Genomic DNA, 13042 nt, shown 5'->3' with positions numbered 1-13042 from the left:
TAAATCAAAAATAAATCATTCCGTTAAGTTATTACATCAACGCGTTACACATTAGCAGAATTGTAGTATCAGGTGGCATAACGTAGACTTGCGGCGGGTGCTTGAGACTTTCTGTCTTAAGCATGGCTGACGGCAGAAAGAGAAAAGCCCCAGGAGATTTTCATCAACCTGAGGCCCCCTTTATGCCAGACAACATAAAGGTAGCCTCTTACGCGCCGCAAGGCAAGAAGGAGAAGCAACCATGAAACAGTTTACGGCGATGTTATTCGCCTCCTTTATGATCATGGCGGTAACCGCCGTCATACTGGGCACGCGCAAGGATCTCTGTGAGATACGCTTCCGCGCCCATTTCGTGGAGGTGGCTGTTTCGATGGCATGTGAAACCATCCGGTAAGGGTCACCACGGCGGGAGTCATCCCGCCGTTCCGGTTGTTGTCAGGCACGGGCTCTCAGGCACCCTTCTTCCCAGCCCGGTTCAGGCACGCCCTTTCTGATCAATATTCCTCTGCGCAGGAAAATTACTATCTATATGATTTTAAATAAAAAAACAGTCATCCCGTCATGATATTACATCAACACGTTACTCATTAGCAGAATTGTAGTGTCAGGCGGCATAACGTAGACTTGCGGCGGGTGCTTGAGACTTTCTGTCTTAAGCATGGCTGACGGCAGAAAGAGAAAAGCCCCAGGAGATTTTCATCAACCTGAGGCCCCCTTATGCTCGCAACATAAAGGTAGCCTCTTACGCGCCGCAAGGCAAGAAGGAGAAGCAACCATGAAACAGTTTACGGCGATGTTATTCGCCTCCTTTATGATCATGGCGGTAACCGCCGTCATACTGGGCACGCGCAAGGATCTCTGTGAGATACGCTTCCGCGCCCATTTCGTGGAGGTGGCTGTTTCGATGGCATGTGAAACCATCCGGTAAGGGTCACCACGGCGGGAGTCATCCCGCCGTTCCGGTTGTTGTCAGGCACGGGCTCTCAGGCACCCTTCTTTCCAGCCCGGTACAGGCACACCCCCTCTGAGAAATATTCCTCTCCGCAGGAAAATCACTATCCATCTGATTTTAAATCAAAAATCAGTCTCTCCGCCACGTTATTACATCAACGCGTTACTCATTAGCAGAATTGTAGTATCAGGGGACACAGCGTAGACTTGCGGCGGGTGCTTGAGACTTTCTGTCTTAAGCATGGCTGACGGCAGAAAGAGAAAAGCCCCGGGAGATTTTCATCAACCTGAGGCCGCTCTTATGCGTAGCAACATAAAGGTAGCCTCTTACGCGCCGCAAGGCAAGAAGGAGAAGCAACCATGAAACAGTTTACGGCGATGCTATTCGCCTCCTTTATGATTCTGGCGGTGACCGCCGTCATACTGGGCATGCGCAAGGATCTCTGTGAGATACGCTTCCGCGCCCATTTCGTGGAGGTGGCTGTTTCGATGGCATGTGAAACCATCCGGTAAGGGTCACCACGGCGGGAGTCATCCCGCCGTTCCGGTTGTTGTCAGGCATGGGCTCTCAGGCACCCTTCTTTCCGGACCGGCTCAGGCGGTTTGTCAGTGACGTGATTAACCGTAGACACTCAGCGAGGCGAGGATACGGGTAAAGTAATCATCCGCACGTTTCTGGGCCAGCTTACCGTCACGGGCTTCCAGTGCCTCCACCAGCGGTGTCAGCTCGCGTAGCGTCTGCTCACGCACAATCTCGCTGACGGCCGAGTGCAGCGAATGCTGCCCGTCATACTGCACCGCGCGCCGGTCTGCGATCACATTATCAAAGATTTGGATCAGGAAGCGGTTACGGGTGGCAGCAAACATCGCCTGATGCACCGCGTAGATATGTTCTTTATACAGGAGCCACTCCTGAGCCTCGCGAATCCCCTGCAAATGGTGGCGCATTTTGGCGAAGTCTTCCTCAGTCGCACGCGCCGTGACCAGCAGCATCATCATCGGCTCAAACAGCAGTCGACCTTCAAGAATCTCGCTATAGGTCGGGACCTCTTTATGCCAGGCGGCAACAGGTCGATCGGCATCATTCAGCTGATTTTGCAGGTTATCGGATAAGTAAGAACCGCTACCAACTTTACGTGTCACCAACCCCTGAGTGGACATCATTGCCAACACGTTGCGCACGGTGCTGCGTGACGTATCAAAACGGCGCGCCAGCTCACGCTCATTGGGTAATTTATCGCCTGCTTTCAGGTCCCCATCGCGGATGGCCTGCATTATGGAACGATAAACGCTTACGGCAGCCGTTTTATCGTGACCGACAATACGCTGGGAGATGTCATCAGTGCTGTTCATCCGGCGACTCCTGATAAATACCTGTAAATGGCTGACCAATTTGGTCAGCTGCCGGCGATTATAGCCTGAGATTAACGTCACGGCGAGCAGCGTTTTCGGCCCGATGCCAGTCATTATTCCTCGCCAGATCCTTTGCTTATCCCTTCACCCTGCTGTTTTCTGACCTTATCGTGAAGCACCTCACAAATCGACCATACAAATTACTTATTGGTTAACCATTATGGTTGACCATTAAAAACCAGCATGTTCATAATGCCGAAAAAATCTACTCAGGGCAAAAAATGAACACGTCTCTCGCAACGCCATTATCTCCTGCGGAATGCCGCTTAAGCGATCATCTGCTGGCGTTGGGCATTGAGTTACCGCCAGTACCAACCCCGGTCGCAAATTTTGTCACCTGGCGGCTGTTTGGCAACTTTCTTTATCTCTCCGGACAGGGACCACTGGAAGCCAGTGGTCATCTCTACACCGGCAAAGTCGGCAGTGAGGTGAGCGTCGAAGATGCTTACGACCATGCACGTCTGACCGGCCTGAATTTACTCGCCGTGGCACGCCAGGCAACTGGTGACCTCGGAGCAGTAAAAAGCGTGGTCAAACTGCTGGGCTGGGTCAATGCCCATGAGGCCTTCAAACAGCATCCACAAGTCATCAATGGCTGTTCCGATCTGTTTGTGCAGGTGTTTGGTGAGCAAATTGGCCGTGGCGCACGTTCCGCCATTGGTGCCGGTTCACTGCCGCAAAACCAGACAGTGGAAATTGAAGCCATTTTCGAACTGGAGGAGGCAGTCGCCGATGGATTACGTCTTTGATTTTGCCGCACTGCAACCCTATACCGGCGTGCTGGCAAAGGGATTGATGGAAACCGCCATCTATGCCCTGTTATCGATCCTGTTCGGGCTGATGCTGGGGGCGATCTGCGCATTGACGCTGGTCTATGTCCGCCCTGCCTGGCGTCGGCTGGTGCGCTGCTATGTGGAGTTTTTCCGCAACACGCCATCGCTGGTGCAGCTATTCCTGATCTACTTCGGCCTGCCCAGCCTCGGGCTGCATCTTTCGCCACCGGTGGCGGGCATTATCGCCCTGTCGCTGTATTGCGGGGCTTATATGACGGAGATTTTACGTGCCGGTTTACTCTCTCTGCCGCGCGGCTTAACCGAGGCGGGTGAAGCGCTGGGGCTGTCGAAGCGGCAAATCATCTCGCATGTGCTGACATTACCGGCGATGCAGAACGTCTTCCCGGCGCTTGCCAGCCAGATGGTGCTGACACTGATTGGTACCAGCCTGATTTCGCAGATTGGTGTGGAAGAAATCTTCCACAGTGGCAGTTTCGTCGATTCACGTACCTTTCGCAGCTTTGAAATCTATCTGCTGATTTGCGGCCTTTATTTCTTCGCCGTCAGCCTGATGAAAGTGCTGCTGCGTATCGTTTGGTATCGCTTCCAGGCGCGGAGGTAAGCATGCGCGGTATTTCTCTTCATGATATCTGGATGATCATCAGCGCCCTGCGCTGGACGCTGTTGCTGGCGCTATCCACCTTTGCCTGTGGTGCGGTGATCGGACTGCTGGTGGCGATGGCACGCACTTCCCACCAGCGCTGGTTACAGGGCATCGCCTGGTTTTATGTCGAACTGATTCAGGGCATTCCGCTGCTGGGTATGTTGTTCCTGCTGTTTTTCGGTACGCCAATGTTTCTCGGTATTGATGTCAGTTCCTTTACCGCCGCCCTGATCGCTTTTTCACTGTCAGCAGGCGCATTTCTCGGGGAAATCTGGCGCGGCAGCATCATGGCGGTGCCGAAGGGGCAGTGGGAAGCCTCGCTGTCACTGGGGATCTCGCGGCTGCAAATGCTGCGTACCGTCATCCTGCCGCAGGCGTTTCGTCTGTCGCTGCCTCCGACTGTCGGTTTCTCGGTACAACTGATCAAAAACACCTCACTGGCTGCGCTGGTGGGCTTCGTAGAGCTGACCCGTTCCGGCCAGATAGTCAGTGGGTCAACCCTGCAACCCCTGGTGATTTACCTGCTGGTGGCACTCTGTTATTTCGCGCTGTGTTTTCCACTGGCGCGACTTTCCCTTCAACTGGAGGCTCGTTTTCATGTCGCTGGTCGTCATTGATGCAGTTAAGAAAAGCTTTGGGCAGAACGAAGTGTTACGGGGTATCACCACCACCGTCGAACGCGGCGATATCGTTACCATTATTGGCAAAAGTGGTTCCGGCAAAAGCACCCTTCTGCGTTGTATTAACGGGCTGGAGCAACCGGATAGCGGCACCATTCACGTTGGTGGCCTACAGGTGGGCGGTAGCGCTGCCGAGTTGCAGAAACTCCGCCAGAACGTAGGCATGGTATTCCAGAGTTTTAACCTGTTTCCCCACCTGACGGCGGCGGAAAACGTGACGCTGGCACCGCTACTGACCCGGCGCATTACCAAAGCGGAAGCCCCGGCACTGGCAAAACGTCTGCTGGAGCAGGTCGGGTTGGGACAGAAACGCGATGCCTTCCCCTCTTCCCTGTCAGGGGGACAACAGCAGCGCGTCGCCATTGCCCGCGCGCTGGCGATGTCACCTGAAGTGATGTTGTTTGATGAAGCCACCTCAGCACTTGACCCGGAACTGGTGGGTGAAGTGTTGCGGGTCATGGAAGATCTGGCGAAAGAAGGCATGACGATGATTGCCGTCACCCATGAGATGGCCTTTGCCCGCAAAGTGTCCAGCAAGGTGATTTTTATGCATCAGGGCGAGGTATGGGAAAGCGGCCCGCCAGCCGAGGTGTTCGGTACCCCCCGCACCCCGGAATTACAACGCTTTGTGCAAACCCCAGCTTAACTACACCGGAGAAAACGCATGAAAACGATGGTTAAAACCCTGGCGCTGATCGCGCTCTGTACCCTGCCGCTGCTGGCGCAGGCCAGCTCGCTGGATGACATCAAATCCCGTGGCGTACTGCGTGTCGCCACCACCGTTGATGCCGCCCCCTGGGGCTTCACCGACGCCGCCGGTAAACCCACCGGGCTGGATGTGGAGCTGGCGCAGAAGCTGGCCGACAACATGGGCGTCAAACTGCAATTGCAGCAGGTTACCGGAGCCAACCGCATTCCTTACCTGATGTCGCGCAAAGTGGATGTGTTGATAGCCGCGCTCGGCTCCAGCCCGGAGCGTGCCAAACTGGTGAACTTTTCTGAACCTTATGCGGCGGTTTACCTCGGGGTGTATGGCGGTGACAGTGTGAAAAAAGTCGATAAGCTGAGCGACCTCGGTAACGCCACCATCGCCGTACCTAAGGGATCAACGCCAGACCTGACACTGAGCGATCAAAACCCGCAGGGCAACTATCTGCGTCTGGAAGATACCGCCTCCGCCGTCAGCGCATTTTTGGCGGGTCAGGCACCGATGTTTGCCGAAAACAACCTGATTGCGCAAAAGGTGGCGCAGGAGAACCCATCGAAACATATCGCGCTGAAATACCTGCTGCGCAAAAGCCCGGCCTATATTGCCATCCGCCCGGGCCAGCCCGAGTTGATGGCGGCGATTAATCAGTTTATCGATAAAAGCACCCAGGATGGGGAGCTGCCAGCGCTGCGGCAGAAATGGTTTAACGATGCGCAAAACGATCTGAAAGCGGAGTAGTCGGCATGTCCACAGTATTTAGTGAAATCGATTTTCATCGCCAGGGTAAGCAGGTAGGTTTCGCCCACCTGCCCCTGTCGGCGCATACCGATGCCTGGGGCACCATTGCCATGCCGCTGACGGTGATCGCCAATGGCAGCGGCCCGACAGTACTGATCACCGGCGGTATTCACGGCGACGAGTATGAAGGACCGATCATTATTAATGAGCTGATCCGCAACCTGACGCCGGACCAGGTACAGGGACGTCTGATCCTGCTGCCCTGCGCCAATACCCCGGCGCTACGCGCCTCAATGCGCGTCAGCCCGCTTGACAACAAAAATCTGGCGCGCGTGTTCCCCGGTAACCCGTGGGGCACGCCGACCGAGCAAATTGCCGCCTGGATCCACGAGACTATCTTCCCGCTGTGTGATTTCTATATCGATCTGCACAGCGGCGGCAGCTCACTGTTTATCGAGGAAAGTGCGCAGGTGGTGGTCACCGAAGAACTCGATCCGCAGGTGCGTGAACGCAGTGAAGCGATGGCGCGGGCCTTTGGTGCCACGCTGACGGTGGTCACCAACAATATGGGGGATCCCCGTACCAGCTGTGGTGCCGCCGCCAATCTGGGTTTACCGGCGATTGCGGCAGAAATGGGCTGGAACGGCAGTGTTTCCCCGCACGGTGTCCGGCGTACCCGCGCTGCGGTAACGCGCGTACTCAATCATCTGGGGGTGATCAGCGCGGAAGTGGTTCCCGCAGAGCCATCACGCCAGGTATTTATCCCTGCTGGCGGCAACCTGCTCTCTCCCGGAGACGGCTGGTTTGAGCCGTTACATGATATCGGTGATGAAGTAAGCGCAGGCGAGCTGGCGGGTTGGCTGCATCGCCTGACAGAACCACACGCACAACCCCAGGCGGTGCATTTCCCCCAGGGGGGATGTATCTATTCACAACGCACCTTTGGTGCTACCGCGCAGGGTAACAGTCTGGCGGTGCTGGTGCAGGACCTGAACCCGAAGGAGCAGGCATGAGCGAAAAAATCACCCTGAATGACTACCAGGCCGCACTGGACCGTGTTCGCCCCTGGGTGCGCAAAACGCCACTGGTGGAGGCCGCACCCTGGCAACCGGTGCCGGGTATCGAGCTGCGCCTGAAAGCAGAGTGTTCACAGGTTACCGGTTCTTTTAAAGCTCGCGGCGCGTTTAATCGCGTGCTCAACCTGCCACTAACGGTACGCAATCAGGGACTGGCCACTGCATCGGGCGGTAACTTCGGTGCGGCCGTTGCCTGGGTTGGTCAGCAACTTGAACTCCCGACGGATGTTTTCGTGATGAACACCAGCACCGAACTGACGCGTCAGCGCATCGCAAGTTACGGTGCCAAATTGACAGTGGAAGGCGATTTCTGGGACCAGAGCTGGGATGCGGCAGGTGCCCGCATTGAGGAAACGGGGGGCGCGCTGCTTCATCCCTATGCCGACCGTGACGTGATTATCGGCCAGGGCACCATGGCGCTGGAGATACTCGAACAGTGGCCCGAAGTGGACACGCTGGTGGTGTCGATTGGCGGTGGTGGTCTGATTGCCGGAGTGGCACAGGCGGCGAAGTTGCTGAAGCCCGGCATTCGTATCATTGGCGTGGAGGCAGCGGGCTGTCCGATGATGTGGACCTGCCGTCAGCAGCAGCACATCGTCAAGCTGGAACAGGTCAAAACCATTGTGCCAATCCTCGCGGCGCGTTCGACGGAAGCCATCAATTTTGCGCTGGTGGAGCAGTATGTCGACGAAATCGTGCTGGTGCCGGAAGATCAGGTGGAGGCCTCGGCCCGTGAAGTCTGGGCGGCAACCGGCCTGGCGATTGAGCTGGGTGCCGCCACCGCAGTCGCGGCAGTCACCCGCCAGCTGTTTGCCTGCAAACCCGATGAGAAAATCGCTGTGGTACTGTGCGGTAGCGGCACCAACGGCATGTAGAATTAAAAGACTTATTTGAAGCTCTTATTGTCGAAAAATGCCATTAAGGGCTTTATTTAAGACCATTAAATCACCATCACTCCTTTCACTCTCCTGTGTTATAATAAAAGCCATAAATAAAACCCTTATGTCAGTAAAAAGGCACCAGGAGCTTTATATATGTCCCTTAATCTCTATTCTGAAGCAAAGCTATTGTCCGAGCTTGGGCAACGGTTAAAACACCAACGCCTGCGCCGTAATATGCTGCAAAAGGAACTGGCAGAAAAAGCGGGCATCTCGGTTTCTGCGCTGAAAAATCTGGAAAACGACGGTAAAGCCACCCTGGAAAATTTTATGAAAGTGGTGTTTGCCCTGCGACTGGAAAAAGAGATGACCCAGCTATTTTCCACCCCAGCGCTCAGCATCGCCCAGGTTGAGGCACTCAGGGAACCCACCCGGCAACGCGCAACACAACGGAAGGTGAAAGGAAAATGACAGGTCAGTATCAACCTCTTCAGCGGCTTGAAGTGATTTATCAGGGATGGGGAGAAGAATGGCCGCTGGGTATTCTGGCTGCGGCCAGTGGTCGCGGCCAGTGGCTGTTTGAATATTCACAGGAGAGCATTCAGCGCGGCATTGAATTTTCTCCGCTACTGCATCCAACGGACAGCACCACCTATGCCGACTTTGAACGTCATCAGGAAGGTGTCCCTGGCTTTATCGCCGATTCATTGCCGGATGGATGGGGTCGTTTACTGCTGGACCGCCTGCTGCGCCGTAATAATATCGAACCTGCCGCGTTATCGGCTCTTGATCGCCTGGCGATGCTGGGCAACAACACCATGGGGGCACTGACCTACCGACCACTGCTCAACATGCCTGAGCAGGATAAATACCAACAAAATATCGATGATCTGGCGATCCTGGCTCAGGAAATTCAGATTGAAGTCGCAGGTCAACACTCCGACGTATTACCAGAGCTGGTACGACTTGGCGGGTCACCCCATGGTGCACGGCCAAAAGTGCTGGTCGAATTGAATCCGGTCACTGGGCATATTGCTTCAACACCGTTCGCTGGCAGTCATCCCTGGTTGATAAAATTTCCCGCTGCGCAGGAAGAGACCTGGGTATGTGCACTTGAAGAGGTGTATGCACGCATGGCGCGCCTCGCTGGCATCGATTTTCCTGACAGCCAGTGGTTCGATCTCGGGGCAGGTTTATCTGCTTTCGGCGTGAAGCGTTTTGATCGCGTGGCGGGTATGCGGGTACCCGTGCTAAGTATGGCCGGTGCACTCCAGGCGGATTTCCGGCTGCCCTGCCTTGATTACAGTGACATACTCCAGGCGACAGGCATGATTACCCGCTCAGTGCGAGAGCGGGAGATCCAGGCGCGCAGGATGGTGTTCAACGTCATCATGAATAATCAGGACGACCACGCCAAAAACTTTGCTTTTATCCTTAATCAAAACGCAGAGTGGCAGGTTTCGCCTGCCTATGACCTGACCTTACAAATGGGACCTGGCGGCCAGCATCAGACGGCCGTGGCCGGTTACGGCAGAAACATCAATCGTAAAGCCTTATTAAAGGCCGCCGCATCGGCAGATATTTCCGCCAAAAATCTTAACCTGATCATTCAGGAAGTGACTGATGTGGCTGCATGCTTTGTTACGGTGGCAAAGGAATTGGGTGATGCCATTCCAGCCAGTGTGATCAAAACCAGCGCAGAAAAAATACAGGCTAACATTCGGGCGCTGGACGCATGACACAAAGATTGCAGTTAACCACCCCCCGGCTCCTCTGTTCACAGATAGAGGAAGACGACTGGGCGTTCTGGCACCGTCTGCTGGTCTCACCGGAGGTGCAATTTTACGTTGCCGATGCCAGACCCGCAGAGGACATTCGTGCAGCTTTTGCGGCGCGGTTACCAGTCTGGACGCCGCAAAGCCAGCACTGGCTATGCCTGGTGGTTCGGGAGCGGGAAACCGGCACGAGACTTGGCGTTACCGGATATATCCGGCAGGACAATGATTGCGCCGAAGTCGGCTTTCTGTTCGTACCCGAAGCACAAGGCAAGGGATACGCCCGGGAATCGTTGCAGGCCGTTTGCGATTATGCTTTTGGTGCCGGGGGAATCGCGCGTCTGGTCGCCACCGTCACCGCCGGAAATATCCCTTCCCGTCGTTTGCTGGAGAAAGCAGGTTTTGTCCTCGAAAAAGAAGTGCCAGAAAGCTACTGGCTGAGAAATACGTGGCACAGCGACTGGCTGTTTGCTTTGCCGCGCGAGGATTACCGGCCCTCTCCCTGATTACTCAAGCGCCGCCAGCAGCCAGGCCACGGCCAGCAAATCAGCACTGCCGCCCGGGCTTAAGCGCCGCGCCATCAACGCCCGATCCATCTGCCGCAACGCTGCGTTATCCCACCCGGCTGCCAGCAGCGTCGCTGCATAATCCTGGACATAGCGTAACCCGTCTATGCCACCACGCGACACCAGATTGCTGTCCGGGTTAGACGCCATCAGACGCAGCAAGGCATGTTGCAGCTGGCGTTCGCCCTGCTCCCGGTGCCAGAACGGCAGCACCGCGTTGCGTACTGTGGCAAAACCGCTCTCCACCTCGCCGCGCGCGCCCGTCAGACCATATTCACGAAATTGCCGTTCCCCGGCAGTGCACCACTGCCTGCGGTTGCCCAGTTCACGCGCCACCAGCCCACCGCAAATATCACTGACCTGACGACAAAGGGCATCAGCGCTCACCCTGCGTCTCTGCCCCTGCAAACGCCCGGCGGCGAAACACAGCAGTCCAAGGGAGAAGATCCCCCCTTTGTGTGTATTCACCCCGCCCGTCGCTTCCAGCATGGCTTGCTCGCAGGCCATGCCCGCCGGACGCAGCAGGCACAACTGTTCAGCGGCGGGTTGTTGTGCATGCTCCCATCCTAAGCGGGAAAAAACCGTCAGCCAGGGTGTGATTGTCGCAATGCTGGTTAACATCAGGGCATGATCCATGTCCTGGTGCGAACCACTATTGGCCCAATCCACCAGGCCCGGTTTGGGGGTAAGATCCAGTTCGATACGCAACGCCCGTGCCGCAAGCTCGGGCACGTCTGGGGTTGCAGTTTTAATCGCGAGCAAACCAGCCATCAATCATGTTCTCCACACGAGACACCACCTCTTCCGGCGAATGGCGACGCGAACGGGCGCAAGCATGCGCCGGTTCATCGCACACCAGACAACGGCGGGTGTGTAAATCCAGCGACTGCCGCCCAATCTGTCCCTGCTGCGGACAAAACACGTCAAAATCCCACAGCCGGCCAAGCGGGAAAGTCTGTTCCAGTTCGATGCACTGCGCCTTGATTTCCACTGCCGGATGTTCCACGCACCACAACGCTTCCGGGCCGGTTTCCAGCCACAGTACCTGGTGGGCCATCACCGGCCAGCGATGCCGCCACAGCAGTTGATCACAGGCCTGCAATGCCACCCCCATGGTGTTGCGGTAACGGATACTGTCTTTCACCGCACCCGGCGTCACCAGAGTCAGTGAAATGATAGGTTGTTGATAGCGAGTCAGCCAGTCAGTCTGACGCGCCGCGCGAGCCTCTTTTGCCGCCAGCAGCGCTTCAAGACTGACGCCCGCTTGCACGGGCACCATAGTCGTCATAGATCTTCCTCCTTCACCTGCCGGACAACGTCAATCACACTACCGTCGCGATAGCGGATCACCCCGACGATACGGTCGGTAAAGGCGATCGGTTTTGGCTCACCGGTCAGGGCAACCGCACGCTGATAAAGTGCTGTGATATCGACCAATTTCATCCCCGCCGCCAGCAGTCGCTCACGGATTTCCGGACGCGCAGGATTCACGGCGATGCCGTGATCCGTCACCAGCACATCAATGCTCTCGCCGGGTGTCAGCCGGGTGGTGACGCGTTTTACCACCGTGGGGATACGGCTGCGCAGTAACGGCGCGACCACTATCGTCAGATTTGCCGCAGCAGCTACATCGCAGTGGCCGCCGGATGCGCCACGCATCACGCCATCGGAGCCGGTAATCACGTTGACGTTAAAATCGACGTCAATTTCCAGCGCGCTGAGAATCACCACATCCAGCTGATCGCAACTGGCCGCTTTCCCGCCGGGGTTGGCATAAACATCGGTAGAGATTTCCACATGGTTCGGGTTACGCCGCAACGACGCTGCCGCCTCGCTGTCAAAGCACTGGGTATCGAGTAATTTATCGATCAGTCCTTTTTCGTGCAGATCGACCAGGCTGCCGGTGATGCCGCCAAGAGCAAAGCGCGCTTTGACCCCATGCCGCGCCATTTTTTCTTCCATAAAACGCGTCGCCGCCGTGGCGGCAGCGCCTGAACCGGTCTGCATCGAGAAACCATCGCGGAAATAACCGGAATGTTCGATCACATCGGCGGCATAGCGGGCAATCATCAGTTCACGCGGATTACTGGTGACGCGCGCCGCTCCCACGCTGATTTTTGCCGGATCGCCCACGCTGGCAACCTGGACAATCAAATCCACCTGCTCCTGTCCGAGGCTGGCGGGCATATTGGGAAACGGCACCAGTTCTTCCGTCAGCAGCACCACTTTTTTCGCGAAGCGCGCATCAACCATCGCATAACCGAGCGAACCACAGGCGGATCGACCCTCGGTGCCATTGGCGTTACCAAACTCATCGCTGCATGGCACGCCAAGAAAAGCGACATCAATACTGAGTTCGCCATCCTGCAACAGTTTCACCCGGCCACCGTGGGAGTGGATCTGTACCGGCTCGGTCATCAGTCCATGGGAAATGGCCTCCGCCAGTTTGCCGCGCATACCGGAAGTAAAGATGCGCGTAATAACGCCGCTCTGGATATGCTCGATCAGCGCATCATTGCAGGTCATCAGCGAACTGGAGGCCAGCGTCAGGTTTTTAAATCCAAGACGCGCCAGCGCCGCCACTACATTGTTGATGACCTGGTCACCTTCGCGGAAGGCGTGATGGAAGGAAATGGTCATGCCGTCCTGCAAACCGCTGCGCGCGATGGCGTCATCCAGCGAGGCGCACAATTTACGGCAGTGTTTCGCATGGATATCTGCCAGCCACGGTGTGGCCTCATGGGCACTTTCAAAAGGTTTTAACTCACGCAGATGCGGGAAATTAACGTGAAGAAGTTCAGTCTGGTTCATGGTTTTGT

17 protein-coding genes are annotated in these 13042 nt (G+C 56.1%); 13 read left to right on the top strand and 4 right to left on the bottom strand.

From position 1 onward, the window contains the following. Positions 1 to 241: 241 nt before the first annotated feature. The 3 genes from CUN67_RS23820 to CUN67_RS23810 all read left to right on the top strand — a co-directional run bounded on the left by CUN67_RS23820 (position 242) and on the right by CUN67_RS23810 (position 1464). Positions 242 to 394, top strand: a complete 153-nt coding sequence (locus tag CUN67_RS23820; RefSeq protein ID WP_208717961.1) for a Hok/Gef family protein — start codon at positions 242 to 244, stop codon at positions 392 to 394. 381 nt (positions 395 to 775) lie between these two features. Continuing rightward, positions 776 to 928, top strand: a complete 153-nt coding sequence (locus CUN67_RS23815) for a Hok/Gef family protein (RefSeq protein ID WP_208717961.1) — start codon at positions 776 to 778, stop codon at positions 926 to 928. A gap of 383 nt (positions 929 to 1311) precedes the next feature. Further along, complete coding sequence (locus CUN67_RS23810; RefSeq protein WP_208717960.1) at positions 1312 to 1464, top strand: Hok/Gef family protein; 153 nt, start codon at positions 1312 to 1314, stop codon at positions 1462 to 1464. A gap of 105 nt (positions 1465 to 1569) precedes the next feature. Here CUN67_RS23810 and CUN67_RS23805 read toward each other — a convergent pair whose 3' ends face one another. Then, positions 1570 to 2304: a FadR/GntR family transcriptional regulator gene (locus CUN67_RS23805; RefSeq protein WP_208717959.1), complete on the bottom strand. Its 735-nt coding sequence runs from the start codon at positions 2302 to 2304 to the stop codon at positions 1570 to 1572. 281 nt (positions 2305 to 2585) lie between these two features. Here CUN67_RS23805 and CUN67_RS23800 point away from each other — a divergent pair, with 281 nt between their 5' ends. The 10 genes from CUN67_RS23800 to CUN67_RS23755 all read left to right on the top strand — a co-directional run bounded on the left by CUN67_RS23800 (position 2586) and on the right by CUN67_RS23755 (position 10163). Then, entirely contained in the window at positions 2586 to 3113 is a 528-nt protein-coding gene (locus CUN67_RS23800; RefSeq protein WP_208717958.1) for a RidA family protein, read from the top strand. After that, positions 3097 to 3759 carry an amino acid ABC transporter permease gene (locus CUN67_RS23795; RefSeq protein ID WP_208717957.1) on the top strand — a complete coding sequence of 221 codons (663 nt, stop codon included), beginning with the start codon at positions 3097 to 3099 and terminating at the stop codon, positions 3757 to 3759. Before CUN67_RS23800 ends, CUN67_RS23795 begins: the two co-directional genes overlap by 17 nt. Before the next feature lie 2 nt (positions 3760 to 3761). Beyond that, complete coding sequence (locus CUN67_RS23790; protein ID WP_084878931.1) at positions 3762 to 4418, top strand: amino acid ABC transporter permease; 657 nt, start codon at positions 3762 to 3764, stop codon at positions 4416 to 4418. Next, positions 4399 to 5127: an amino acid ABC transporter ATP-binding protein gene (locus tag CUN67_RS23785; protein WP_254711473.1), complete on the top strand. Its 729-nt coding sequence runs from the start codon at positions 4399 to 4401 to the stop codon at positions 5125 to 5127. The genes CUN67_RS23790 and CUN67_RS23785 overlap by 20 nt, the downstream gene beginning before the upstream one ends. A gap of 18 nt (positions 5128 to 5145) precedes the next feature. Further along, positions 5146 to 5928 (top strand): transporter substrate-binding domain-containing protein, encoded by a 783-nt coding sequence (locus tag CUN67_RS23780; protein WP_208717956.1) that lies wholly within the window; start codon positions 5146 to 5148, stop codon positions 5926 to 5928. Positions 5929 to 5933: 5 nt separating this feature from the next. Continuing rightward, complete coding sequence (locus CUN67_RS23775) at positions 5934 to 6941, top strand: succinylglutamate desuccinylase/aspartoacylase family protein (RefSeq protein WP_208717955.1); 1008 nt, start codon at positions 5934 to 5936, stop codon at positions 6939 to 6941. Continuing rightward, the gene (locus CUN67_RS23770) at positions 6938 to 7879 is read left to right on the top strand and encodes a threonine ammonia-lyase (protein WP_208717954.1); all 942 of its coding nucleotides are present in this window, start codon (positions 6938 to 6940) and stop codon (positions 7877 to 7879) included. The genes CUN67_RS23775 and CUN67_RS23770 overlap by 4 nt, the downstream gene beginning before the upstream one ends. A gap of 159 nt (positions 7880 to 8038) precedes the next feature. Next, positions 8039 to 8353 carry a helix-turn-helix domain-containing protein gene (locus CUN67_RS23765; RefSeq protein ID WP_208717953.1) on the top strand — a complete coding sequence of 105 codons (315 nt, stop codon included), beginning with the start codon at positions 8039 to 8041 and terminating at the stop codon, positions 8351 to 8353. After that, positions 8350 to 9621 (top strand): type II toxin-antitoxin system HipA family toxin, encoded by a 1272-nt coding sequence (locus tag CUN67_RS23760; protein ID WP_208717952.1) that lies wholly within the window; start codon positions 8350 to 8352, stop codon positions 9619 to 9621. Before CUN67_RS23765 ends, CUN67_RS23760 begins: the two co-directional genes overlap by 4 nt. Beyond that, a complete protein-coding gene (locus CUN67_RS23755; RefSeq protein ID WP_208717951.1) occupies positions 9618 to 10163 on the top strand; it encodes a GNAT family N-acetyltransferase in 546 nt (181 codons plus the stop codon). The genes CUN67_RS23760 and CUN67_RS23755 overlap by 4 nt, the downstream gene beginning before the upstream one ends. Here CUN67_RS23755 and citG read toward each other — a convergent pair whose 3' ends face one another. The 3 genes from citG to citF are packed head-to-tail and all read right to left on the bottom strand — an operon-like array spanning position 10164 to position 13034. After that, positions 10164 to 10994: a triphosphoribosyl-dephospho-CoA synthase CitG gene (citG, locus tag CUN67_RS23750; protein WP_208717950.1), complete on the bottom strand. Its 831-nt coding sequence runs from the start codon at positions 10992 to 10994 to the stop codon at positions 10164 to 10166. It abuts the gene before it with no gap. Next, on the bottom strand, positions 10972 to 11511 hold the full coding sequence (gene citX, locus CUN67_RS23745) for a citrate lyase holo-[acyl-carrier protein] synthase (RefSeq protein ID WP_208717949.1): 540 nt from the start codon (positions 11509 to 11511) through the stop codon (positions 10972 to 10974). Before citX ends, citG begins: the two co-directional genes overlap by 23 nt. Next, complete coding sequence (gene citF / locus CUN67_RS23740) at positions 11508 to 13034, bottom strand: citrate lyase subunit alpha (protein ID WP_208717948.1); 1527 nt, start codon at positions 13032 to 13034, stop codon at positions 11508 to 11510. Before citF ends, citX begins: the two co-directional genes overlap by 4 nt. Positions 13035 to 13042 lie beyond the last annotated feature (8 nt).

Source organism: Pantoea cypripedii, assembly GCF_011395035.1.
In the GTDB taxonomy this organism is placed as follows: Bacteria; Pseudomonadota; Gammaproteobacteria; order Enterobacterales; family Enterobacteriaceae; genus Pantoea; species Pantoea cypripedii_A.
The sequence above is the reverse complement of the archived record's forward strand: the minus strand, read 5'-3'. Positions and strand labels throughout refer to the sequence as shown.